The sequence below is a fragment of the Halomonas chromatireducens genome (genome assembly GCF_001545155.1).
GTDB classification, from domain to species: domain Bacteria; phylum Pseudomonadota; class Gammaproteobacteria; order Pseudomonadales; family Halomonadaceae; genus Halomonas; species Halomonas chromatireducens.
The window spans coordinates 622,432-646,531 of sequence record NZ_CP014226.1 but is presented as its reverse complement, the minus strand read 5'-3'; the positions used below and the strand labels follow the sequence as shown (position 1 = coordinate 646,531).

Annotated in this window: 18 protein-coding genes, 2 tRNA genes, 2 pseudogenes and 1 riboswitch; of the genes and pseudogenes, 8 read left to right on the top strand and 14 right to left on the bottom strand. The window is 62.5% G+C overall.

Annotated features, from left to right (window positions below; all coding sequences use genetic code 11):
- The first annotated feature begins 56 nt into the window (after positions 1-56).
- Positions 57-2,603, top strand: coding sequence for a chemotaxis protein CheB (locus tag LOKO_RS03055; RefSeq protein ID WP_201025354.1), 2,547 nt, complete (start codon positions 57-59; stop codon positions 2,601-2,603).
- Positions 2,604-2,677: 74 nt separating this feature from the next.
- Here the strand turns inward: LOKO_RS03055 and LOKO_RS03050 are convergent, their stop codons facing one another.
- Positions 2,678-3,085, bottom strand: coding sequence for a PRC-barrel domain-containing protein (locus tag LOKO_RS03050; protein WP_066444866.1), 408 nt, complete (start codon positions 3,083-3,085; stop codon positions 2,678-2,680).
- Positions 3,082-3,243 (bottom strand): hypothetical protein, encoded by a 162-nt coding sequence (locus tag LOKO_RS19600; protein ID WP_158509921.1) that lies wholly within the window; start codon positions 3,241-3,243, stop codon positions 3,082-3,084. Before LOKO_RS19600 ends, LOKO_RS03050 begins: the two co-directional genes overlap by 4 nt.
- A 347-nt stretch (positions 3,244-3,590) precedes the next feature.
- On the opposite strand from LOKO_RS19600, the gene LOKO_RS03045 reads away from it, so the two are divergent.
- Together LOKO_RS03045 and LOKO_RS03040 are read left to right on the top strand one after the other, a co-directional pair.
- Positions 3,591-4,754 carry an AI-2E family transporter gene (locus tag LOKO_RS03045; RefSeq protein WP_066444863.1) on the top strand — a complete coding sequence of 388 codons (1,164 nt, stop codon included), beginning with the start codon at positions 3,591-3,593 and terminating at the stop codon, positions 4,752-4,754.
- 43 nt (positions 4,755-4,797) lie between these two features.
- Positions 4,798-5,082: an ElaB/YgaM/YqjD family protein gene (locus LOKO_RS03040; protein WP_066444861.1), complete on the top strand. Its 285-nt coding sequence runs from the start codon at positions 4,798-4,800 to the stop codon at positions 5,080-5,082.
- 104 nt (positions 5,083-5,186) lie between these two features.
- Here the strand turns inward: LOKO_RS03040 and LOKO_RS03035 are convergent, their stop codons facing one another.
- Both LOKO_RS03035 and LOKO_RS03030 read right to left on the bottom strand, forming a co-directional pair.
- A complete protein-coding gene (locus tag LOKO_RS03035; protein ID WP_083517403.1) occupies positions 5,187-5,957 on the bottom strand; it encodes a Crp/Fnr family transcriptional regulator in 771 nt (256 codons plus the stop codon).
- Positions 5,958-6,137: 180 nt separating this feature from the next.
- A complete protein-coding gene (locus LOKO_RS03030; RefSeq protein ID WP_066444858.1) occupies positions 6,138-6,857 on the bottom strand; it encodes a Crp/Fnr family transcriptional regulator in 720 nt (239 codons plus the stop codon).
- Positions 6,858-7,276: 419 nt separating this feature from the next.
- On the opposite strand from LOKO_RS03030, the gene LOKO_RS03025 reads away from it, so the two are divergent.
- Positions 7,277-8,317, top strand: a complete 1,041-nt coding sequence (locus LOKO_RS03025) for a diguanylate cyclase domain-containing protein (protein WP_201025353.1) — start codon at positions 7,277-7,279, stop codon at positions 8,315-8,317.
- A gap of 379 nt (positions 8,318-8,696) precedes the next feature.
- On the opposite strand, the gene LOKO_RS03020 is transcribed toward LOKO_RS03025, so the two are convergent.
- The 7 genes from LOKO_RS03020 to LOKO_RS02990 all read right to left on the bottom strand — a co-directional run bounded on the left by LOKO_RS03020 (position 8,697) and on the right by LOKO_RS02990 (position 14,612).
- Positions 8,697-8,772, bottom strand: a tRNA-Lys gene (locus LOKO_RS03020).
- A 30-nt stretch (positions 8,773-8,802) separates the two neighbouring features.
- Positions 8,803-8,878: transfer RNA gene (locus LOKO_RS03015), tRNA-Lys, on the bottom strand.
- A gap of 87 nt (positions 8,879-8,965) precedes the next feature.
- Positions 8,966-9,823, bottom strand: coding sequence for a 23S rRNA pseudouridine(2605) synthase RluB (gene rluB, locus LOKO_RS03010; RefSeq protein ID WP_066444851.1), 858 nt, complete (start codon positions 9,821-9,823; stop codon positions 8,966-8,968).
- On the bottom strand, positions 9,820-10,725 hold the full coding sequence (gene scpB / locus LOKO_RS03005; RefSeq protein ID WP_066444850.1) for an SMC-Scp complex subunit ScpB: 906 nt from the start codon (positions 10,723-10,725) through the stop codon (positions 9,820-9,822). Before scpB ends, rluB begins: the two co-directional genes overlap by 4 nt.
- Positions 10,722-11,678 (bottom strand): segregation and condensation protein A, encoded by a 957-nt coding sequence (locus LOKO_RS03000; protein WP_066444849.1) that lies wholly within the window; start codon positions 11,676-11,678, stop codon positions 10,722-10,724. Before LOKO_RS03000 ends, scpB begins: the two co-directional genes overlap by 4 nt.
- 241 nt (positions 11,679-11,919) lie before the next feature.
- Complete coding sequence (gene radD / locus LOKO_RS02995) at positions 11,920-13,728, bottom strand: DNA repair helicase RadD (protein WP_066444847.1); 1,809 nt, start codon at positions 13,726-13,728, stop codon at positions 11,920-11,922.
- A gap of 89 nt (positions 13,729-13,817) precedes the next feature.
- Complete coding sequence (locus tag LOKO_RS02990; RefSeq protein WP_066444846.1) at positions 13,818-14,612, bottom strand: crotonase/enoyl-CoA hydratase family protein; 795 nt, start codon at positions 14,610-14,612, stop codon at positions 13,818-13,820.
- 326 nt (positions 14,613-14,938) lie between these two features.
- Here LOKO_RS02990 and LOKO_RS02985 point away from each other — a divergent pair, with 326 nt between their 5' ends.
- Positions 14,939-15,442, top strand: coding sequence for a hypothetical protein (locus LOKO_RS02985; RefSeq protein ID WP_144439601.1), 504 nt, complete (start codon positions 14,939-14,941; stop codon positions 15,440-15,442).
- A gap of 109 nt (positions 15,443-15,551) precedes the next feature.
- Here LOKO_RS02985 and purL read toward each other — a convergent pair.
- A pseudogene (gene purL / locus LOKO_RS02980) lies at positions 15,552-18,383 on the bottom strand (phosphoribosylformylglycinamidine synthase); the annotation flags it as partial.
- On the opposite strand from purL, the pseudogene LOKO_RS02975 reads away from it, so the two are divergent.
- From LOKO_RS02975 to LOKO_RS02965, 3 genes and pseudogenes are all read left to right on the top strand, one after another.
- A pseudogene (locus tag LOKO_RS02975) lies at positions 18,303-18,614 on the top strand (thiaminase II/PqqC family protein); the annotation flags it as partial. The pseudogenes purL and LOKO_RS02975 overlap by 81 nt on opposite strands.
- A gap of 208 nt (positions 18,615-18,822) precedes the next feature.
- Positions 18,823-18,945, top strand: a riboswitch (TPP riboswitch).
- Between the two features lie 84 nt (positions 18,946-19,029).
- Positions 19,030-20,934: a phosphomethylpyrimidine synthase ThiC gene (thiC, locus tag LOKO_RS02970; protein ID WP_066444841.1), complete on the top strand. Its 1,905-nt coding sequence runs from the start codon at positions 19,030-19,032 to the stop codon at positions 20,932-20,934.
- Between the two features lie 183 nt (positions 20,935-21,117).
- On the top strand, positions 21,118-22,368 hold the full coding sequence (locus tag LOKO_RS02965) for a Card1-like endonuclease domain-containing protein (RefSeq protein WP_066444840.1): 1,251 nt from the start codon (positions 21,118-21,120) through the stop codon (positions 22,366-22,368).
- A 119-nt stretch (positions 22,369-22,487) separates the two neighbouring features.
- On the opposite strand, the gene LOKO_RS02960 is transcribed toward LOKO_RS02965, so the two are convergent.
- Positions 22,488-22,988, bottom strand: coding sequence for a porin family protein (locus LOKO_RS02960; protein ID WP_066444837.1), 501 nt, complete (start codon positions 22,986-22,988; stop codon positions 22,488-22,490).
- A 106-nt stretch (positions 22,989-23,094) separates the two neighbouring features.
- On the bottom strand, positions 23,095-24,021 hold the full coding sequence (locus LOKO_RS02955; protein WP_066444834.1) for an EamA family transporter: 927 nt from the start codon (positions 24,019-24,021) through the stop codon (positions 23,095-23,097).
- Between the last annotated feature and the right edge of the window lie 79 nt (positions 24,022-24,100).

The following is a 24,100-nucleotide window of genomic DNA, read 5'->3' as shown; positions in this document are numbered from 1 at the left end:
CTACCGCTCTGCGCCATGGACGCTGTGACACCTGCCAAGCCAACGGCGATGCTCCGGTGACCGCACGCATTCTGGGCATTGGCGCCTCCGCCGGTGGCCTGGCGCCGCTGGAACAGTTTCTGGCCCAGGTCCCTCCCCATAGCCATATGGCCTATGTGGTGGTACAGCACCTCGATCCCACCCATAAGGCGTTGCTCCCGGAATTACTCCAGCGCGTCACCCCGATGCCCGTACGGGAAGCCACCCAGGGCATGCCCATCGAGCCCGACTGCGTGTATGTAATTCCGCCGAATGCGGAAATCAGCGTTGTCGACGGCTTGCTGAAGCTCGCAGCGCCCATGGAACCCAGGGGGCTGCGCCTGCCCATCAACGTGCTGTTTTCTTCCCTGGCCATCGCCCAGGGGGAGCAAGCCATCGGTGTGGTATTGTCCGGCATGGGCTCCGACGGCACTCTGGGCTTGCAGGCGATCAAGGCCGTGGGCGGTATCACGGCAGCGCAACAGCCCGACTCAGCTCAGTTCGATGCCATGCCCAACAGTGCCATCGCTGCAAACTGTGCCGATATCATTGCCCCGCCTGGCGACTTGCCCACCCGCATCCTGGCCTGCGTTGCCCAGGCGTCCAACCCAGGCACCTCCGGTGTGGAAGCAGAAGAACCGGAACCTGAAGTCGATTCAACGCCCTTGAAGCGCATTCTTCGCCTGCTTCAACTGCAAACTCGCCACGATTTCTCCCTCTACAAGCCAAGCACCCTGCACCGCCGCATGGAGCGGCGCATGGCGATCCACGAAATCGCCACCTTGGCGCTTTACGCAGATTATCTCCAGCACAATCCCCAGGAGATCGACCTGCTGTTCAAGGAAGTGCTCATCGGAGTCACCAGTTTTTTCCGCGATGCCCCGGTCTGGCAGCATCTGGCGGAAACCACCCTGCCCGAATTGCTGACGCAACAGCCCAGGGAGCCCCACCTGCGTGCCTGGGTGGTCGGCTGCTCAACCGGTGAAGAGGCCTACTCCCTGGCGATGGTCTTTACCGAGGTGCTGGAAAAGCTGCCACAAGCCCATGGCGTTACCCTGCAGATATTCGCCTCGGACCTGAGCCCGGACGCCATTGCCACCGCACGCCGTGGGCACTACACCGCCGATATCGAAACGAGCGTCTCGGCGGAGCGCCTGGCGCGCTTCTTCAGCGCCCATGAGAACGGCTATCACATCAACAGCAATATCCGCGACCTGGTGCTGTTCGCCCAGCAGGATGTGGTACTTGACCCCCCCTTCACCCGCCTCGACCTCATTTCCTGCCGCAACCTGCTGATCTACTTCGACCAGAGCCTGCAAAGCAGACTCATTCCCCTGTTTCACTACAGCTTGCGCGCCGGGGGCGTACTGTTACTGGGGAGCTCGGAGACGGTAGGGCGCAACACTCAGTTGTTTGCTCCCATTCAAGCCAAGCTGCGGCTTTATCGGCGCCAGGATAATACCCGGAGCGGTGACACCCGATTGCCGGTAAAGGCGTTTCCACCCCTCTCCTGGATAGCCAAGGAGCTTCCCGTGCCCGCCAATCACTCACCCTCCCAGCCAAAGGATAACCTGCAAGCGGCGGCCGACCAGGTGTTACTGCAGGTCTACGCCCCTGCCGCGGTGGTGGTCAACGATGAGGGTGATATCGTCTACATCAGCGGGCGCACGGGAAAGTACCTGGAGCCTGCCGCCGGCAAGGCCAACTGGAATTTTCACGCCATGGTGCGGGAAGGCCTGCGAACGCCCATCGGCAGCGCCCTGCGCCAGGCTGCGGACCAGCGCGAGCCGCTACAGTTGCAAGGCCTTCAGGTGCAGCTGCCCGGCGGCGGCATGCAGAGCGTCGACATCACCGTACAGGCGCTGCGAGAGCCCTCCACCCTGCGCGGGATGACGATGATCGTATTTCGCGACATCGCCCAGACTCATGCCGGCCCGGCCAGCAAAAGCAAGTCGGCAACAGCAGCGCAACGGGCCCATGCCGCCGAGCTGCAACAGTGCCAGGATGAAATCCAGACCCTGCGTGAGGAAAACCGGGCTTCCCGGGAGGAGTTGCAGTCAGCCAACGAGGAATTGCAATCGACCAATGAGGAATTGCAGTCCACCAACGAAGAGCTGACCACCTCGAAGGAGGAGATGCAGTCCATGAATGAAGAGCTGCAAACCATCAACGCGGAGATGCAGACCAAGCTCGACGATCTCGCCCTCGCTCAGAGCGATATGAACAACCTGCTCAACAGCATTGAGATAGCCATTCTGTTTCTCGACCAGAACTTGAACCTCCGTCGCTTCACCGACCGGGCATCAAAGATCATCAGCATTCGCGAAAGCGACATCGGCCGCCCCCTTAGTGACCTCACCACCACCCTGCAGTACCCGGAACTTAACGACGACGCCCTTGACACCTTGAACACCCTGGCCTTCTCCGAGAAGCAGATCACTACCACCGACGACCGCTGGTTTACAGTACGGATCATGCCCTATCGCCGGCTGGACAATGTCATAGACGGCGTGGTGATCACCCTTTTGGATATCACCGCGACCAAGAAGTTGGAACAGTCCCTGCGCAAGGATTTGCAATCGTGACGGTAAGGCCAGAATAATCTCGTCGGCACGATGGATCCGGGTAGATACTACTACCCGGACCTTCCGCACTATGCCTACTGAGAAATCCGATCAGCTGCGTAGTAGGACTCAATGGTCGAATTCCAGGTAGCGTCAGCCATGTTCGGCCATTGATCCTTGTCGAAGCCCGGTGCGTTCTTTAGGCGCTCGACATCGACGTCTAGCAAGAACCGTCTGTTCTGCGTGTCGAGCTTCAATGCCTTCCAGGGCACAGCGAACAGGCGATCACCCATGCCCAGAAAACCGCCCGATGCCAAGACTGCGTAACGTATCTTGCCCTCGGTTATATCAAGCATAACGTCCAGAACCTTGCCTAGCTCTTCATCCTGCATGTTATATACGTCATCGCCAGTTATGGTGGAAGCACTGAGCAACATGGCGCCTGCCTGCATATCGTCGGCGACGGCGTAACTACTCTTTGATTGTACTGCTGGATCGTTCATTTCTTTTCCTTCTTGGCATCGTCATTGATTTTTCCCAACACGGAGCCACCCTTGTCGCCATTATTCTCGACTTTACCCTTCTTCTCCGTGCGCGTGTCGTCGGCAACTTCCTTAGCCATATCCTTACTCGAACTATCTTTGACCTGATCCTTGTTCATGACCTTTACTCCAGACGCTCGTTTAACCTGGATTCTTCTTCTAACCATGAACGCATGTAAAAACAGGGTGATACTGAGAAAATAGTTGCTGATCCCGGCCTGGTCTGTGCGGTGCCTAACTTATGAGAATCCATTTTTTTCAGACAGGTCCACGAGTTTCTGCATCACCGGACGGCGGCGCTGTGTGTGGTAGCGCACCGAAGAGTCGCCCGCTTGCGCCTAAGCTGAAATATCTTTTCTTTTCATGATCTCCAGGCCCAGAGGGCCGACATCTTGTGCCCATACACCGCTATCCATATATGGGTCAAGGGGTGTCAGGACCGCATATTGAGCGGTAGAGGAAACCCATGAGCTTCGAAAAGAGAACGCAAATCGACTTTGCACCCGGCGAACAACGGCTGCTTCGTTACACCATTGTCGCACTCAGCGCCGTCACCCTGGTTGGCACCGTCGTGTTCATCATCTGGGTTCTGGGGCAGATCATCGGCGCCCTGCACTCCCTGGTCTTCCCTCTTGCCATCGCGGGGGTGATGGCCTTGATCTTGCTCCCGATCGTAGAACGCTTCGAGCGCCACCTACGTATGAACCGGCTCGGCGCCGTGATCTCTCTTTTTGTGATCCTTTTCGGCCTGTTTCTCACGGTGATGGTGCTGATCCTGCCGACGGCTATCCATCAGGGCAGCCAATTCTTCCAGTCTGTGCCTGAGATCGCCGAGCGCGGACACGCCAGCCTGTCAGCCCGGTTCCCGAGAGCATTGCCATTGGTGGAAGACGCCATCGTCGAAATGGAGATCCATTCGATGCTTCCGGATGCAGAGGAGGCCACTGATCGCACCATGAAATACATCGGTTTCCTGGTGGGCCTCGGTTTCGTGCCCCTGTATCTCTTCTTTGCGCTACTCTCCGGTGGTCGCATGAAGCAGCATGCCAAGGGGATGCTGTTCTTGTTCACAAAGCAGCGGCAGAACGAAGTTGTGTACCTGGTTCAGCTCTTTATCAATTACGTCACCGCCTTTTTCCGCGGACAGCTGACCATCGCCTTGATCATGGGAGTGATGATGGCAGTTGGTTTTACCGTCATCGGCCTCGAGGCCGCAATTTTCCTGGGTCTCGCCCTGGGGCTGTTGAACATCGTGCCCTACCTTGGCTTCATTGTCGGCATTGTCACCGTGCTTCCCATCGCCTATTTTCAGCCAGGAGGGGGCTCACAGCTCGTCATGCTGGTGCTGGCGGTCATCGCTGTCACACAGCTGGTGGAGAGCATGCTGCTCACGCCCAAGATCATGGCCGATCGCTCAGGCCTGCACCCGGCCCTGGTCGTGATCTCCATCCTGTTCTGGGGAACGGTGCTGGGTGGGGTCGTCGGCATGATCCTCGCCGTTCCCCTGACAGCGTTCCTCCTCACCCTCGGGGAGCACGTGAAAAGCCGGCTAACCACCACGACCGGGCCTGACGCCCTCGACCAGCAGATAGTCAGAGAAACCATTGGCGACGATGAGCGTCATACCTGACAGGTCACCTTAACCCGTCTACAGCAACAAGGAAGATACGATCATGACTATGAAAACAAGCGGACACGAGACCATCGATCAGGTTGCGGGCAAGGCTCATGAAGCAGTAGACAGGGCAGCCGAAACCGCTGGCAAGGCCGAGGAGTACACTCGGGAGCAGGCATCCCGCGCCGAAGAGCACATTCGAGAGGCAACTGTCCATGGGCGCCAGCGGGCCGATGATGTGCTTGAACGCGTGAGCGCCCACGTCCGCGAAAACCCGCTGATGTCCATTGGCATCGCCTTTATCGCTGGCGCGCTGTACTCATCGTTGAGGCGCCGCCGGTAATCTCGGCATGCAGGATGCCAAAACCTGCGAGGCGACGAAACTGCCTGGCATGCCGCCGAAGGCAACACTCTCGGCGTAGCCTGGATCGCAAGGCAACCGTCACCTCATGATTTTCCAGCTGACGCCTCCCCAGGGCGCGTCAGCAGGTCTAATGCTGCGCCACCTCCGGTGATGTGCCGACGGTAAAGGCTGCGATCAGAGGCATAGCAGCCGCAGGAAGCCTCGATCAGCCCCGTTCGGTCCAGCACCACGATGTCTCCTCGCTGATAGCGAATCAGGCGGCGCGACTGAAGTGCCATGGCAGCCAAAGTGATGCCGGCGCGACGCACCCCCAGCATCATGGCCAGGAACTCGTGGGTAAGATGCAGCTCATCCGAGTGTGCACGATCCTGGGTCATCAGCAGCCAGCGCGCCAGCCGGGCCTCCACCTGATGGAAGTGGGTACATGCCGCCACCCGGGATAGCTGGTGCATGACCACATATAGATAGCGCTTCAGCAGCGCCTGAAGCGTGGGGCTCTGCGCCAGGTGGCGACCAAAGACAGCCGCCGGCATGCGCAGCGCCGGGCCTGCCCCCTGTACCAGTGCGAGCCAGGGTGACTCATCGACCCCCAGAATCAGGGGCGTTCCCAACATCCCTTCACTGCCGACCATCGCCACTTCCAGCTGCTCCCGGTCACTGCTCAGGTTGGCAATCTGGGAGATGAAGCTGTCGAGGGGAAAATGGACATGCGAAATCCGCCCTCCGTGCTCGGTAATCACTTCACCGAACACCAGGTCAATGACCTGGCAATCGGCAAGGAACGATGCCCTCTCCTGTTGTGGCAACCTGTCAATAAGATGATTGGTGATCGGACTTGGGGGTGTAGAATTCATGGGCGCGCTCCCGGTGGAAAACATCGGTGATGGGCACATGGCAAGCAAGGGATCAGGAAATTACCAATAGACCGCTGAGAGAACACTGGCATGTCCTTCACATGCCGTCGGTGCGCCAGGATACATACGCAGGACAGGCACTGCGCGAGAACCCACCCGGCCCGATAAGGAAAGGGGCCTTCAGCCGGGGCGATGGAAGCTCAGCAGACGGTCGTACTCCTGCCTGACGACCGAGTAGCACTCACAGACACGCGCTTCCAGGCCAGGCCTGTCGAGAATGCTGATGTGCCCGCGGCGGTAGGAAATCAGTCCGGCCCGCTGCAGCTTGCCGGCCGCCTCGGTGACGCCTTCTCGGCGGACGCCAAGCATGTTGGCGATCAGTTCCTGGGTCATGACCAGCTCGTTGACCGGCAAGCGATCCAGGCTCAGCAGCAGCCAGCGACACAGCTGTTGATCCAGGCTGTGATGCCGGTTGCACACTGCAGTCTGCGCCATCTGGGTGATCAGGGCCTGGGTGTAACGCAATAACAGATACTGGAACGTTGACGCGCGATCGAACTCGTCCTTCAGCAGTTGCCCATCAAGGCGATAGGCGCTGCCGGCACTCTGCACGATGGCACGGCTCGGTGTGGACTCACCTCCCATGAACAGCGCGATACCGACGATACCCTCTCCACCGACGACGGCAATTTCCGTCGAATCCCCATCCTCCATGACGCAAAGCAGCGATACGATGCAGTCCAGCGGGAAATAGACGTGCCGCATCGCCTTTCCCGACTCGGCCAGCGAGTCTCCCAGCGTCAACTCTACCAACTTGAGGTGGGGCTCCAGGCGCTGGTATTCATCCTTGGGCAGGGCCGCAAGCAAATGATTCTGACGCGGTTCTTGTTTCAGGGCCATGACTGACACTCCTTGTCGGTAAAGCTCCCCGAGTGCGGGAGAAATAGTAGTCCCGACGCATAAGGTATAGCGAACAACAAGCAATTGCTATGTACGCTAACGCACGGAAGCGATGCCGTCACGCTACTACGCTCGCGGGATATTGGCCAAGCCGCGCGCCCGGCCTGGCCAGGCCATGCCGCTCCACCGGGGCTCATACGCAGGCGGAAAGGAATTCGACTCATGGCAACGCCAACGTTTCTGTTGATCTCGCCTCCTGCCACTCGGGCTCGAGCACCTCAGTGGGCCACGCCACCCTTGCCCACCTGGGCGCGCGCACCATGGACTCTGCCAGCTTCCGGGCCGACTGAATGAGGGACGAATCGCTGGTTGAACAGCCTCCATCAGCCTCCTTGCACTCGGTACGCTCCCAGGACCCTGTGCGGCAAGGACACACCCAGATCCACGCCTCGAGGCGGGACGTCGCAGCGGCCCTGGACACCGAGCGGGCATGGACTCGGGTGGCCCTCAACACCGTCGGCGATGCGGTCCTGACCATCGACCTTCAGGGCGCAATCACCTACATGAACCGAATGGCTGAAATTCTGTCAGGCTGGTCGGAACCGGAGGCGATCGGCCAGCCCATTTCCCGAGTGCTCCTCCTTGTCGACAGCAAGACACAGCAAACAACCATCACCTCCGGGCGGCGGGCCATCGAAGAGAACAGAGCGGTAGGCCTCGCCCTGGATGGCGCACTGCTCCGCCAGGATGGCAGCAAGCTTGAGATCGAGGATTCAGCCGCACCGATCCACGACCGAGACGGCCGCGTCACCGGTGCCGTGATCGTGTTTCGCGACGCTTCCATGTCTCAGGTCATGCTGGACAGGATGGCCTACCTGGCGCAGCACGATGCCCTCACCGGCCTGGCCAATCGCGCGCTGATGACGGAACGGCTCTCCCACGCCATCGGCCTAGCCCGACGACACCGGCACCTGGTCGCCCTGCTCTATCTTGACCTTGATGCCTTCAAGCCCATCAATGACTCGCTCGGCCATGCCGTGGGTGACAGTTTGCTCCAGGCAGTTGCCGCTCGCCTACGCGATTGCATGCGCGACATCGATACTGTCTGCCGCCAGGGCGGTGACGAATTCGCCATCCTGCTTGCCGAGATCAAGAAGCCAGAAGACGCCACCAAGGTTGCGAAAAAACTGCTTGCCGTTCTGAGCAGGCCGTACCGTATCGAGGGTCATGAACTCCTCATCACGCTCAGTATCGGCATCAGCCTCTACCCCGATGACGCCGACGATGCCGAAACCCTCATGCATAACGCCGACATGGCCATGTATCACACCAAACGAAATGGCCGAAATGGGCACCAGTGCTACACCACTGAGATGAATACCCTGCCCATCCAGCGGAGACGAACCGAACCGGGGGTGCATCGGTCACTCGATTCAGCCCAACTCTTCTTCAACTTTTAGTCGAGTGTACGCCAACGCACAGACGGCGGCCCTGCCCAAGACATATTCTTGGTGTGAGTGAGGCAGGGAACAGCCGGTACAGGGAGTTACGCTACGCGTCGCAAGGACTGCGACGCCATCAGAACACGAACCATACCGCAGTATCCTGAAACAGGAACATGCGCCGCAGAGGAATCCATTATGAACAACATCGTTTATATCGTCGGCGCCATCGTCATCGTGGTGGTGATTTTATCCGTCCTCGGCCTTCGTTGAGACAAGCGAGAATAACCCCCACCTAGTGCAGCTCGGGCATGAGGGAATTTACATAGATTTTTTAATTAACCGCCATAGAAAAAGCGCCCTCGCTTCAGAAAGCGAGGGCGCTTTTTTGTCAATCTGGTGGGTCGTGTAGGATTCGAACCTACGACCAATTGGTTAAAAGCCAACTGCTCTACCAACTGAGCTAACGACCCGGTGCTCGCGTGCAAGCATACAGGTTCAGATGGTGGGTCGTGTAGGATTCGAACCTACGACCAATTGGTTAAAAGCCAACTGCTCTACCAACTGAGCTAACGACCCGTCCGAACGGGGGCAGATATTACCTATCCAGCCCCCTGAAAGCAAGGGGTTTCTGGCAGCCTGTCCAACGGCTTCCCGCCGACCGGCTCAGCGGCCGCGAGGGCTCTTCGGCTTACGCATTGCCTGTACCGGCCGACGCTTGTTCTTGTCGCGGCTCCAGCGGTTCTTCTCGTCGGGCGTCAGCTCCGGGACCTTGCGCGAAGCCAGGCCCGCACTCTCGGCCAGGTCGTCGATCTCGGCCTGGGAGAGCTCCACCCACTCCCCGGCCTTGGCCCGCTTGTCGAGGAAGATATTGCCGTAGCGCACACGCTTCAGGCGGCTCACCGTCAGCCCCTGGGATTCCCACAGCCGCCGCACTTCGCGATTGCGCCCCTCGGTGATCACCACGTGGAACCAGGTGTTGATGCCCTCGCCGCCAAACTCCTGCACATCGGTGAAGCGTGCCGGGCCATCCTCGAGCATGACGCCCTGGACCATGGCCACGACCTGCTCCTTCTTCACCTCGCCCATGACCCGCACGGCGTACTCACGCTCCACCTGCGTGGAAGGATGCATGAGTCGGTTGGCCAGCTCGCCGTCGGTGGTGAACAGCAACAGGCCACTGGTATTAATGTCCAGGCGCCCTATGGCGACCCAGCGCTCGCCTTTCAGGCGCGGTAGGCGCTCGAACACGGTACGCCGCCCTTCCGGGTCCTTGCGGGTGCACAGCTCGCCTTCCGGCTTGTTATACATGATCACCCGCCGGGGAGTCTCCTCGACGCCACGCAGGGTGACGGGGCGGTCATCGAAGCTGACCCGGTCGCGCATCTCGATGCGGTCGCCAAGGGTGGCCACCTTGCCGTTGATCTTGACGCGACCCGCCGCGATGGCAGTTTCCATTTCGCGACGCGAGCCCAGCCCGGCGCGGGCCAGTACCTTCTGCAGTTTTTCCGTGGTGGTCGTCATGGTTCGTCAGATGTCTCATCAGGTGTGAATTCCGCCCCCGCTCCGCCGTCATCATCGACGCTGGTGCGGGCACGTTCGGCCAGGCGGGCTTCCAGATCGGCAAAGCTCAGCCCGGGCCTGTCGGACGCCTTCCCGGCGTGTGTCGCGTCGGCCATCCCGGCCGTCGTGTCGTGATTCTCGCCAGTTTCCCGCGTGGCCGCCAGCGCTGTCTCCTCCTGGCTTTCGTGCGCTTCACCGCTCACCGCGCCAGCAACCGCTTCGCTGCCGTCGCCGGGGTCCTCCTCGTCCTCTTCGACCGGCTCGTCGGCCTGGGCCAGCACGGGGCTGGGCGGAGGCGGCGCCTCGTCCTCGAAGAAGGGCTCAGCGACCCCTTTCAGTTCATGCATGGGCGGCAGCTCGTCCAGGGTCTTGAGTCCGAAATCGTCGAGGAACGAACGGGTGGTGGCATAGACCGACGGCCGGCCAGGCACATCCCGGTGGCCGACCACGCGAATCCAGCCCCGCTCGGCCAGCGTGCGCATGATCGAGCTGCTCACCGCCACGCCCCGCACCTCTTCGATATCGCCTCTGGTCACCGGTTGCCGATAGGCGATCAGCGCCAGGGTCTCGAGCAGCGCTCGCGAATAGCGCTGGGGCCGCTCGTCCCACAGCCGGGAGACCCAGGGGGAGAGACGCGGCCGGATACGCAGCTGGTAGCCGGAGGCGGTCTCGATCAGTTCCATGGCCCCTGCCTCGTGGCGCCCCTCGACGCGCTCCAGCGCTTCACGCAGGGCGCGGCGCGGCGGTCGTTCGTTGTCGTCGAACAGGCCCTCGAGACGCCCCAGCGACAGCGGCTCCGCTGCCGCCAGCAAGGCCGCCTCGAGAATCTCGTCGAGGCTGTCCGGCAATTCCATGGCGCTCATGCCCCTCCCTCCTGCGGCGTGTCGACCTCCTCTTCAAAGGGACTCTCGACATCATAGGGGCTTTCGACATCGGCTCCCTCATCGTCGAAGGCCGTCTCACCCGCCTCCTCTCGCGGCGCTCGCGCCCGCACATGGATCGGCGAGAGCGGCGCATTCTGAACGATCTCGATCATGGCCTCCTTGGCCAGCTCCAGGATGGCCATGAAGGTGACGATCACCCCGGACCTGCCCTCCTCCAGCGTGAAAAGCGCTTCGAAGGGCGTGTAGTGCTCGTGGGTCAGGCGCTCCATGATCGCCAGCATCCGCTCCCGGGTGGAGAGCGTCTCGCGACCGATATGGTGCGCCTGATTGAGTTCGGCGCGCCGCAGGATGCCGGCCAGGGCACCGAGCAGCTCATCGAGTTCCACGTCGGGATGGAGCACCCGGGCCTGCAGCGGCGGCAACGTGGCGCGGGCCGGGAACCAGTCGCGCCCCACCCGCGGCAGCTCGGCCAACGCCTCGGCGGCACTCTTGAGCTGCTCGTACTCCTGCAGGCGACGGATCAGCTCGGCCCGCGGGTCGTCCTCCTCGACGTCGCCGTTCGCCTTGGCCGGCCGCGGCAACAGGGTACGCGACTTGATCTCGGCCAGCATCGCGGCCATCAGCAGGTACTCCCCGGCCAGCTCGATCTCCATGGCCTTCATCAGCTCCACATACTCGATGTACTGATGGGTGATGGCGGCCACGTTGATGGCCAGGATATCCAGGTTCTGGCGGCGGATCAGGTAGAGCAGTAGGTCCAGCGGGCCTTCGAAGGCCTCGAGGAATATCCGAAGCGCCTCCGGCGGAATGTAGAGATCGTCCGGCAGCTCAGTGATCGGCTCGTCGAACAGCCGCGCCAGGGCCTCCGCTGGAACGGCGGCATCCGGCATGTCACGCTGTTCAGGCGCGTCCGTCTGGGGCGTCTCGCTCACGCGGGGCTGGCCTCTCGGGGGAAGAGTCGATCAACGGGGCAGTCTAGCAAGATGGTGGAACGAGAGACAGCATGACACTCTCCGAGGCTGCAACTTCCACGTCGCTCGGGGCTACTCCGGCGACAGGCCTGCGAGGAGGCGCTGTAAACCCTTCCCTGGGCGCTACCGATTCCATCCCTGGAATCGGACCTCCTCTTCAGCCTGCCCCCGGCGCACCTTGCTCCAATCTAGATGCTCTCCTCTATTCCGCCGCCTCAGCCTTGCGATAGCGCCCGGTGTAGTCGAACAGCTTCTCACGCACCTGCCAGTGGCGGCCCATCTTGCGCCCCACCACGAAGTCCGGTGCCCGCAGGCGACGCTGCTCGGCCACCACCTCATACGGGGAAGTCGGACGCCAGGGGATTCCGGGCGCGCGCAGGTGGTCGCGCAGGAACACGGCGCCGAAGGCGGCGCGCTGGGCCGGGGTCTCCAGGGCGAACCATTCACTCAGGCTCGCCCCGTCCTCGTCATGGTAGGTCACCTTGAGCCGCGGCAGGCCACGGCCGTTCACGGTCGCCTCGAGCTGCATTCCACTGACGCGAAGCACCCGGGCATCCTTCAGGCGCAGCGCCTCCTTCAGCTTGTCGTCGGCGTCCACCAGCAGGGTGTCGCAGCCATGGCAGCGCCGGGCGGCGATATCGTTCTCCGCGCCGCAGTCGCCACACACCTTGAAGCGAAAGCGAAAGTCGCACTGCTGGTTGTCGATCAGCCCCTGGCAGCGGCGCCCGAAGTGCTCGATGACCAGCTCGCCGTCGCGCCGCCCCCAGTAGAGGTTGGCGTGGCCGCAAGCGGGGCATGCGACCTGCACCGGCTCGGTATCCGAGGCCGGGCGGGGGCTACCCACCTCGGGTGCGTAGAGGTCCCAGGAATTACCGGCATAGTCGAGAATGAGACAGTCGCGCTTGCCCGGCGAAGGCCGCAGGCCGCGACCGACGATCTGCTGATAGAGGCTCACCGACTCGGTAGGCCGCAGGATGGCGATCAGGTCGACGTGGGGGGCATCGAAACCGGTGGTCAGCACCGCGACGTTGACCAGGAACTTGAGCCGTCGGGCCTTGAACGCGGCGATGACCGCCTCGCGCTGCTGCGATGCCGTCTCGCCGGTAATCAGCGCCGCCTCACCAGCCGGCAGGTAGCCAAGGATCTCCTCGGCATGGGCCACCGTGGCGGCGAACAGCATCACCCCTTGCCGCTCCCGGGCACGCTCGATGACTTCGGCGACGATGCCCGGGGTCGCACGGCTGGCAGCCACCACTCGATTCAGCTCGTCTTCCCGATATAGCCCGCCGTCGGCAGGCCGAAGCGCCGAGAAATCATAGCGCAGTTCTTTACCATCCTTGAAAAGCGCCGCATCGACACGTGCCGGTGGAGCCAGATAGCCCTGCTTGACCATCAGTCGCAGGGGTTGCTCGAAGACGCAATCTCGGAAGAAGCAGTCGTCGTCACCACGCACCATGCCGTGATGGTGACGGTGGTAGATGAATCCCTGCCCCAGCCGGTAGGGCGTCGCCGTGAGGCCCAGGATCTTGAGGCTCGGATTGTGCCGGCGCAGCCGGTCTATCACCCGGCGGTAGCTCGAATCCTCGTCCATGGAGACACGATGACACTCGTCGATCACCAGCAGGGTGAAGGCGCCACGGGGGTGATCGCCAGCGGCGAAACGGTCGAGGTTGCGCATCACCGACTGCACCGAGCCGAACACCACCTGGCGGGCGCTCTCCTTGAGCCCGAGACCGGCGCTGAAGATATCGGCCTCGAGCCCGTAGTCCTGGTACTTGGCATGGTTCTGTACGACGAGTTCACGCACGTGAGCGAGCACCAGCACCCGCCCCCGGGCCAGCCTCGCCAACTCGGCGATCACCAGCGACTTGCCGCTGCCGGTGGGCAACACCACCACGGCCGGCTCGTGGCCTGCGCGAAAGTGCTCAACGACCCGCTTCACCGCCTGCTGCTGGTAGGGGCGCAACGCAGGTTGACGGGCAGGCGGCGAGACAGTGGACGACAACGTCATTGGCAGATCAACATGGGCAGGTCAGGCATGGCGGCACGAAGCCGCCATCTTACCCGGTCAACCCAGCCATCGTCAGGCTTGACTCGGCCTCAAGGGAAATGGGGCTCTCTGCCCTCCATTCGGGCGGCCACGGCCTCCATCTGCTCCTCGCCGCCCAGCAGGCCACCCTGCAGGCGCGCTTCTAGAGCCAGCCGCTCCCGCTGAGGAAGCCCGGGGGCAAGCGTGAAAAGCTCGCGGGCGGCAGCCACCGCCTTTGGCGAGCGCGCCGCGACCGAAGCCGCGATAGTCCGGGCGATTTCCTGCGGATCATCGGCAAGCCGGGTCACGATGCCGAGCGCCAGGCCTTCGGCCCCATCCAGCTTGCGCCCCGTCCAGGCCAGCTCACGCAGGACGTCCGTCCGAATATCACTCGCCGTCACACTGATTGCCATATCCGGAATGATGCCCCAGACGATTTCCAACAGCGCCAGGCTGACGTCGGGGTGAGCCACCCGGATGTCCGCCCCCAGCGCAATCTGCAGGCCGCCACCGTAGACATGGCCATGCAGGGCGGCAATCACCGGCACCCCGGCGTCACGCCAGCCCAGCGCCAGGCGCTGTACCGGATTGACCCCCCGCTCATCCGCTGCCAGTAGCGAGGACAATCGCTGTGGCTGCGTCATGATGGCCGCCATGTCGAGTCCCGCACAGAAACTCTTGCCCTCTCCAGCCAGCACCACGGCACGCAGGCCATCGAGCTCGGTCAGGCGCTGCTGCGCCGCGAGCAGGCCGTCGATCATCGCCCAATCGAGCCCATTGTGCTCTCGCGCACGCTTCAGGGTCACCTCGGCCACATGGTGCGAAAAGGTAAGCACCACTCGGTCACAAAAAATTTCATTTTCCATATCGTCTTTCCATTCAAGCGCTTTTCGATAGTTTGGCGGCTTTCAGCGCACTATTCAAACAACTGTTTTATTTCTCGATAGGCGGCTTCCCCAGCGCTCGTCTATAGTGGAAGTTTAGAGCCGTGTCAGACGAAAGCCGTAGTCCACTCATCGGGCAATGGGGGATGGTGGTAATGGTTTTCGTAATACCCAGCGAATGGAATCGTTGCCACAGCGCTTAAAAACGTCGTGGCAGTTGATGCAAATCATGTAAAACGGGCAATACGGTCGCCAGTCTCCTTCCATGAAAGGACGCTGCTGCCCTACCCCGTTTAGAGGACACTGCCATGCCTGAAACTAGAACAAAGATCGCCAGGCTCGTATTGGTACTGGATGAATTGTTGACCTTGGCCGAGGCCCATGAGAAAGCCGAGCTATCCCGCTACCGCCAGCTCGCCTTCAGCTTCCTGACCTTCGATACTTCGGTAAGCCGCCTGATGGCATCCTTGGGCATCCAGTGTGAGATGCGCATCGAAGAGCTGCAACGCGTGTCCCGTCAGCTTGGGCTGTCGGATGGGCTGACAGAATTGCCCACCCGCGGAGAGCAGCCCAGCGCCGCCCAGCCCTACTTCATCTGTAGTCCGGACATGGCAAGCGATGTCCTGGAACAGGCCATCATCGATGCGAAGTACTCGCTGCGGTTTCACCAGCATCTCCGCGAGGCCACCGCTATACCGGCGCTCTATCCCGCCATGTCGGTCATCATCAAGCAAAAGCAGGCGGAACATGCCGTACTTGAGGGTTTCATGAGTAGCCGAAGCTGCCTGGACCTGACAATGATGGCGTCATAGAACCCGTATCTTGCAAGTCACAATCCACCACAAAAACGAATGAGGCGACCTGACGGTCGCCTCATTCTTTTCACGCACTTGTTTCGCGCCCTTGCTTCACTGATGCCTGTCAGTCCAACCAGACCCGAGCGTTGCGGAACAGCCGCATCCAGGCGCCTTCCTGGCTCCACTCCGCCGGACGCCAGGAGTTGGTGACGGCCCGGACCACCCGCTCCGGATGCGGCATCATGATCGTTACCCTGCCATCCGGCGTCGTCAGACCGGTAATGCCGGAGGGTGAACCGTTGGGGTTGGCCGGATAGTGGCTGGTCACCTGCCCGTAGTTGTCCACGTAGCGCAGCGCCACCTGGGTCCCGACCTGCATGCTGCGCAGGTGGGCGCTGTCGCGGAATTCCGCACGCCCCTCCCCATGGGCCACAGCGATCGGCAGGCGTGAGCCCTCCATGCCAGCCAGCAGGATCGAGGGGCTCTTCTCCACCTGGACCATGGCCACCCGCGCCTCGAACTGCTCGGACTCATTGCGCACGAAGCGCGGCCAGTCTTCGGTGCCGGGAATCAGCTCCCGCAGCTGGGCGAACATCTGGCAGCCGTTGCAGACGCCCAGGCCGAAGCTGTCGTCCCGGGCGAAGAAGGCGGCAAACTGCTCGCGAGCCCGCTCGTTGAACAGTACCGACTTGGCCCAGCCGCCGCCGGCGCCCAGCACGTCGCCATAGGAGAAGCCGCCACAGGCAACCAGGCCCTTGAACGACTCGAGACCGACGCGCCCCTCGAGGATATCGCTCATATGCACGTCAACGGCCTCGAAACCCGCACGGTCAAAGGCCCAGGCCATTTCCAGCTGGCCGTTCACGCCCTGTTCGCGCAGGACTGCCACCGCCGGTCGAGCCGTATTCACGTAGGGCGCGGCGATATCCTCATCCACGTCAAAGGCAGGACTCGCGGAAAGACCCGGGTCGCGGCTGTCGAGCAGGCCATCGAACTCGCTCTTGGCGCACTCCGGATTGTCGCGCAGTGCCTGCATCCGGTAGCTGGTCTCGGCCCAGGTGCGCTGGGCCAGCAGCCGCGTGGTCTCCAGCAGCGGCTCCTCGAAGAGGGTCACGCGGACCTGATCGTCGTAGCGCGGCCGGGCAATGACGCCGCAGGTCTCGATACCCGCGCCGGCGAACTGGGCCAGCACTTCCTCGGTGTACTGGCGATTAACCTGAATCACCGCACCGAGCTCCTCGGCAAACAGCGCATCCACGGCGTCGGCCGGCTCGTCGATCAACCAGTCGAGCTTGATCTCCAGGCCAGCGTGGGCGGCAAAGGCCATCTCCAGCAACGTCACCAGAAGCCCGCCGTCACTGCGATCGTGATAGGCGAGCAGCTTGCCGTCACGGTTGAGGCCCTGGATCACCGCGAAGAACGCCTTGAGGTCCTCCGGGTCGTCCAGGTCGGGGCAGGCATCACCCACCTGGCCATAGACCTGGGCCAGGGCCGAGCCGCCCAGGCGATTCTTGCCAGCGCCCAGGTCGATCAGGATCAGGTCGGACTCGTCCTGCTCCAGGTTGATCTGCGGCGTCAGGGTGGCCATGGCATCGGTAACCGGGGCAAAGCCGGTAACGACCAGGGAGAGCGGCGAGGTGACACTCCGCTCTTCCGGCTCGCCCTTGGTGTCCTGCGTCGTCCAGGCGGTACGCATCGACATGGAGTCCTTGCCCACCGGAATCGCAATGCCCAGCGCCGGGCAGAGCTCCATCCCCACGGCATGGACAGCGTCGTACAACGCCTGGTTTTCGCCGACGTGGTCGGCGGCGCTCATCCAGTTGGCGGAGAGCTTGATATCACCCAGCTTGGCGATGGGCGCCGCCGCCAGGTTGGTAATCGCCTCGGCGACCGCCAGTCGTGCGCTGGCGGCGGGATCGATCAACGCCACCGGCGGCCGCTCGCCCATGGCCATGGCCTCCCCGGCATGGGTATCGTAGCTGGCGGTGGTCACCGCCACGTCGGCCACGGGCACCTGCCAGGGGCCGACCATCTGGTCGCGGGCCACCATGCCGGTGATGGAGCGGTCCCCGATGGTGATCAGGAAGCCCTTGGAAGCGACGGTGGGCAAGCGCAGCACGCGCTCCATCGCCTCGCGCAGGTCCAGGTTGTCGAGCATCACACCCGACAGATCCCGGCTTTCCCGCTCGAATTCGCGCTGCATCTTTGGTGGCTTGCCGAACAGCACGCTCATGGGCAGGTCGACCGGCTGGCTTTCGAAATGGCCGTCGCGCACTTCCAGGTGATGGGCCTCAATGGCCTCGCCGACCACGGCGTACGGGCATCGCTCCCGCGCACAGAGCGCATCGAAGGTCTCCAGGTCCTCCGGCGCCACCGCCAGCACATAGCGCTCCTGGGCCTCGTTGCACCAGATCTCCAGCGGACTCATGCCCGGCTCGGCATTGGGCACGGCACGCAGGTCGAAGCGCCCGCCACGGTTGCCGTCCTTGACCAGCTCCGGCAGTGCATTGGAGAGGCCGCCTGCGCCCACGTCGTGGAAGAAGCGAATGGGGTTGGCCTCGCCCAGGGCCCAGCAGCGATCGATTACCTCCTGGGCGCGGCGCTCGATCTCGGGGTTCTCGCGCTGCACCGAGGCGAAGTCGAGATCGGCACTCGAGGTACCCGAGGCCATGGAGGAAGCGGCGCCGCCGCCCAGGCCGATCAGCATGGCCGGGCCACCCATGACGATCAGCTTGCCACCGACGGGAATCACGCCCTTCTGGACATGGCCATCGCGAATGCTGCCGTAGCTGCCGGCGATCATGATCGGCTTGTGGTAGCCACGCCGCTCGATGCCCCCGGCGCCCATGGCATCCTGCTCGAAGGTGCGGAAGTAACCGGCAATCGCGGCGACCTGCTCGACCTGCACGTGGCCCTGGCGCCCTGCCTGATCGGCTACGGCGAGATCGCCAACTGGCTGAATGGCCGACCGGACACCGTCCGCGGCGAGGCCAACCCCTATGACGCCTGGATCGCCATGTACGAAGGCGAAGAGTTCCAGGGCGCCATGCGTACCGAGCTGGAGTGGCTCGATGCGCGACTGGCCGACGTCACCCCTTCGCGCTTCCAGGAGCTGTCGGAGGTATTCCGCGATGCCACGCGACTGGAGATCGATTTCTGGCAGATGGGGCTGGACCGCGCGGACTAGCCCACAGCCATGCAAGACCGTTGCCGCTGCGAAGACGTGAGGGGCGCCGGAGACAGGTCTAAGAGGGGGTCCTATTCCAGGGATGGAATCGGTAGCGCCCAGGGAGGGGTTCACAGCGCCCCCTCGCAGACCTGTCACCGGATCAGCCCCGGGCTTGAGGCAGAAACGTAGCGGCGACGAACCTGCCCGCCGATGATGGCGGGCACCACCACGCTTGACGGGGTGCCGTTGAAAACGGCTGAGATCATGCAGCGCCAGCCGGCGATGGAGCATGGATCCCGTTGAACCTGAACTGGCTAGGACCAGCGTAGGGATCAAGCGACACGCAGAGAGGCCAAGGCCGCTCTGCCCCTGTCCTCCCAGCTGTCCTCCCTGACAACGCACAACAGCCGCAATACCCTAGGGAGAACACTCCATGAGCAAGACCCAGCACTTCCTCGCCGATACCGCCATGGTCGACGAGGCCGCCATCCAGCCGCTGCCCGGCTCACGCAAGGTCCATATCGAAGGCTCACGCCCCGACATTCGCGTGCCCTTCCGCGAGATACCGCTGTCCCCGACCAAGACCTCCGGCGAGGACGAAGAGAACCCGCCGCTGCTGGTCTACGATACTTCTGGCCCCTACACCGACCCCGAAATCAGCGTCGATCTGCGCCGTGGCCTGCCGGAGCTGCGCCGCGCCTGGATCGAGGAGCGTGGCGATACCGAATTCCTCGATGGCCCCACCTCCGACTACGGCAAGCGCCGCGCCAACGACCCCATGCTGGCCCAGCTGCGCTTCGACCTGAAGCGCACGCCACGGCGCGCACTCCCTACAAAAGATGGCCGGGTAGGAAACGTCACCCAGCTGCACTACGCCCGCCAGGGCATCATCACCCCGGAGATGGAGTTCATCGCCATTCGCGAGAATCAGCGCCGCCAGGCGCTCGGTACCGAGGAAGTCGAGCGGATTCTCGGCCATCAGCACCCGGGCCAGGGCTTCGGCGCACGCCTGCCGGAAGAGATCACCCCGGAATTCGTGCGTGCCGAAGTGGCCGCCGGGCGGGCGATCATCCCCTGCAATATCAACCACCCGGAGTCCGAGCCGATGATCATCGGCCGCAATTTCCTGGTGAAGATCAACGGCAACCTGGGCAACTCGGCGGTCACCTCCTCCATCGAGGAGGAGGTCGACAAGATGACCTGGGGCATCCGCTGGGGCTCGGATACCATCATGGATCTCTCCACCGGCCAGAACATCCACGAGACCCGCGAGTGGATCATCCGCAACGCTCCGGTGCCCATCGGCACGGTGCCAATCTACCAGGCGCTGGAGAAGGTCAATGGCGTGGCCGAGGACCTCACCTGGGAAGTCTTCCGCGACACCTTGATCGAGCAGGCCGAACAGGGCGTGGACTACTTCACCATCCACGCCGGCGTCTTGCTGCGCTACGTGCCGCTGACCGCCAAGCGTGTCACCGGCATCGTCTCCCGCGGGGGCTCCATCATGGCCAAGTGGTGCCTGTTCCATCACCGGGAGAGCTTCCTCTATACCCACTTCGAGGAGATCTGCGAGATCTGCAAACAGTACGACGTGGCCTTCTCCCTGGGTGACGGCCTGCGTCCCGGCTCGGTTGCCGACGCCAACGACGAGGCGCAGATGGCCGAACTCAAGACCCTCGGCGAGCTGACCCATATCGCCTGGAAACACGACGTCCAGGTAATGATCGAGGGCCCCGGCCACGTGCCCATGCATCTCGTGAAGGAGAACATGGACAAGCAGCTGGAGTACTGCGACGAAGCGCCCTTCTACACCCTCGGCCCGCTGGTCACCGACATCGCCCCGGGCTACGACCACATCACCTCCGGCATCGGCGCGGCGATGATCGGCTGGTTCGGCTGCGCCATGCTCTGCTACGTCACGCCCAAGGAGCACCTCGGCCTGCCCAACAAGGACGACGTCAAGACCGGCATCATCACCTACAAGATCGCCGCCCATGCTGCAGACCTTGCAAAAGGTCACCCGGCCGCCCAGCGCCGCGACAACGCCCTCTCCAAGGCGCGATTCGAGTTCCGCTGGGAGGACCAGTTCAATCTCGGCCTGGATCCCGACACCGCCCGGGAGTACCACGACGAGACCCTGCCCAAGGACTCCGCCAAGGTGGCGCACTTCTGCTCCATGTGCGGGCCGAAGTTCTGCTCCATGAAGATCAGCCAGGAAGTGCGCGACTACGCTCGGGACAACGGCCTCGATGGCGATCAGGAAGCGGTGATGAAAGGCATGGAGGAGCAGGCGGAAAAATTCAGGAAGGAGGGTGCCGAGCTCTACAAGGAAGTCTGATCTTTCCCGATGCTTTCTTTCCCGATGCTTGGAAAACTCTGCACGCCGGCCACTGGTCGGCGTGTTTTTTTTCATCCCATGGCGACAGCGAAGAAGGTGCGGATGTAGCCTGTACCCATGACGGTGGCCGGTACCTGCTTATGCCACCCCTTGTGCAAGGATATAGTGCAGAAGGACAAAACCATGCCCCACCTGCATGTAGCGCTAGTGACAGAGCGCCCCGAAGCCAGCCTGATCCCCCTGCTGCAGCTGCGACCCCAGCGGGTCGTGCTGGTTGCCGGACGGCAGCAGCAACAGACCGCCGAGCGGCTGCAGATCCTGCTGCAGCACGAGCTGTCCTCCCATACCGAGTTCCATCGGTGGGACGAGATGCCGGAGCGAGATCCGAAACACATCAGTGAGTTCGCCACTCGCCTGGCCCAATGGCTATCTCAGCAACAGCAGGACGCCCCAGGGCTTACGGTCACCTATGACCTGGCCGACAGTGACAAGCTCACCGCCCTGCTATTCCAGCAGGCCATGAGGCACTGCAAGGCCGACTGGCTGTATGTCGACACCCGTGCCGGCGCGCTCTATCGCTTGGGGCCGGGACTGAATCCCTCGACGCTGGAAGCCGTGGCCATCGAGTCCGTGCTTGATGTCGATACCTTCCTGCAGGCCAACGGACGCAAGCGCATCAAGGCGCTGTCCGACAACCCGGCCTGGCGCAGCGCCGCCGAACGCCACAAGGCTTTGACCCACTACTTGGGCCACCAGGCCGACAAGCTGGCATGGCTCTTGAGCGAGTTCCATGAGCGGGTTCACGGTTCCCAGGGCGTACTGGTTACGACGGACGCACGCGAAGGCCTACGCCTCGACCCATCCGCCCGCCATCAGCGGCTGAGTCGCGCACCGCACTTCCCTTGCACCGACGCGCTAAGCGAGTTGAATGCTGCCGGCTTGCTCGAGTGGTCGAGTGCCGACCCTCAGCGGGTGAGCTTTTCCTCTCTGACGGGGGCACTCTACCTCGGCGGCGGATGGCTAACCGAATTTACCTGGCTCTGCGCCCAGGAAGTCGGGCTGCACCAGGCCTGCTGTGGGGCCCATATACTCGATCTCAGCGGGCAGCACAACGGCGAGCCCGTGGTCTCCGACTGCCTCGCCGCGCACCACAACCAGCTGCTGTTCATAGAGTGCCTGACCACAGGACCCGGCCCCGATGCCTGTCTTGAGCAGGGACTCAAGCGGCTCCACGCCATGCTCGACCACTCGGCCGGACTGGTCAGCACCCGCCTACTGCTGGCCTGCGGCGAATTCGACTGCGCCCGCCAGCACCTGACCGACCTGCAGCGCAACCAGGGGCTCGAGGTGGCTGTCATTGAGTGCAGCGAGCTGAAGCTGCTGCCCGACTATCTTCGACACTGGATGGAGACCGGCCGCTGGCCACAGCCCTGAGCTTGTAAACAGCCATGAGCTTGTGGAACACACGGAGCCCATTAAACAAAACGCCCCCGTCAGGCGACAGGGGCGAGAAAATGGCTTATGAACTCCGGAACCTGGCTGATGCCGTCCGATCAGAAGCGGAAGCGTACACCGACACTTGCCGCATCGAAGGTGTAGTCGGACTTGTCCAGGTAGCGCATGTAGTCAGCACCCACCGCCAGGTTCGGTGCCACATCGAACTCGGCGCCGGCTCCATAGGAGAAACCGTTCTCACGGTCCATATCGAAATCGACTTCAGTCATGCCCACCAGGCCGTAAAGCCGAAACTCTTCTGAAATAGGCGCAATGCCCTTTGCATAAGCACCCACCAGGTAGTCCAGCTCGACATCCCCGTCGGAGCCGCCGGCACCCACGTGAGCCTCTGCGGCGAAGAATTCGTTGAACTGGGCGCCACCTCTGATGCGTAGCCCCGTCGAGTTGGTGGACGAAGCGCCATCGGGATTGAGATCCCAGAACATGGCATCACCACCGACATAGCCTTGAGGGTACATCGGTACCTGATACTGGGCCTGGGCTGCGGTTGCGAAGGCGCCGGTGATCAATAGGGCAGCGGGAATGGCTAGCAGTTTCATGATGCACCTCCATTAAGAAACAGCGTTTCCTTACACGCAGAGGAAGTCTGGTACAACTGTGGCAATCACGCAAGTGAATTTCCCGACTGAAAAAACTTCCTCCTTGTCAGGGACGCCGTGAAAGACTCAACAGCACGATGCCACCCAGCACGATCCCCCCGCCGATCAGTTGTATGCTGCTCAACATCTGCCCCAGCACCAGGTAGCCCAGCACCAGCGAGGCCACCGGTTCAACGTTCATCACCGGCGCATTGCGGGCCATCTCCAGCCGCGGCACGCTGATGAAGAGTACCGAAAACGCCACGCTGTAGAGTACGGCCAGTGACACCAGCCCCGCCCAGCCGGTGGCACTCGCCGGCAGCGCCATTCCACCGGGCACCAGGCTCATCGCACCGGCCAGCAGCATGGCGACAAGCACCGTCAGCATGGTGAGCAGGCTGCGCAGGGTGCTGCCCACCTCGGCAAGGCGATGCTCGGTGATCCACAGCGCAAAGGAGAAGGCGGTAGCGGCGCCGAGACCGAAGGCCACGCCCGTCAGCCACTCCTCTCCCAGGGCCTGGGGCGAAGCCACCAGGGTCGGCACGTCGAGTACCACCACCAGCCCCGCCAGGATCACGGCCATGATCAACGCCGCCCGCAGGGTCGGACGCGGCCCCCCCAACGCCCAGGACAGCAGTGCCAGCTGTATGGGAAAGGTGTTCATCAGCAACAGCGCCACCACCACCGGTATGCGGGCCACCGACGAGTAGAGGCAGAGGCTCTGTACCGCCACCATCAGCCCCGCCAGCAGCTGCCATCGTCGCGCCCCCGCCGGCAACACCAGGCGCTTGCCCTGGGCCATGAACAGGATGACAAGCACAGCCAGCGCAACGGCGGAGCGGACAAGTACGGCCAGCAGTAGCCCGGTACCCTCGTCGAAGGCCAGGCGAGCCGCCACATGATTACCGGCAAACAGCGTGGCGACACCGGCCAGAAGCAAGACGGCAACATGGCGGGGCAGCAATACGGGTACGGCCATCGCCGATGACGACATGAGTGGTTTTTCCGTGTTTGAAGGATGGCGGTCAGCATGCCAGCGTTTTCAACAGAAGCCCATTCTTCCCTGGTCATGC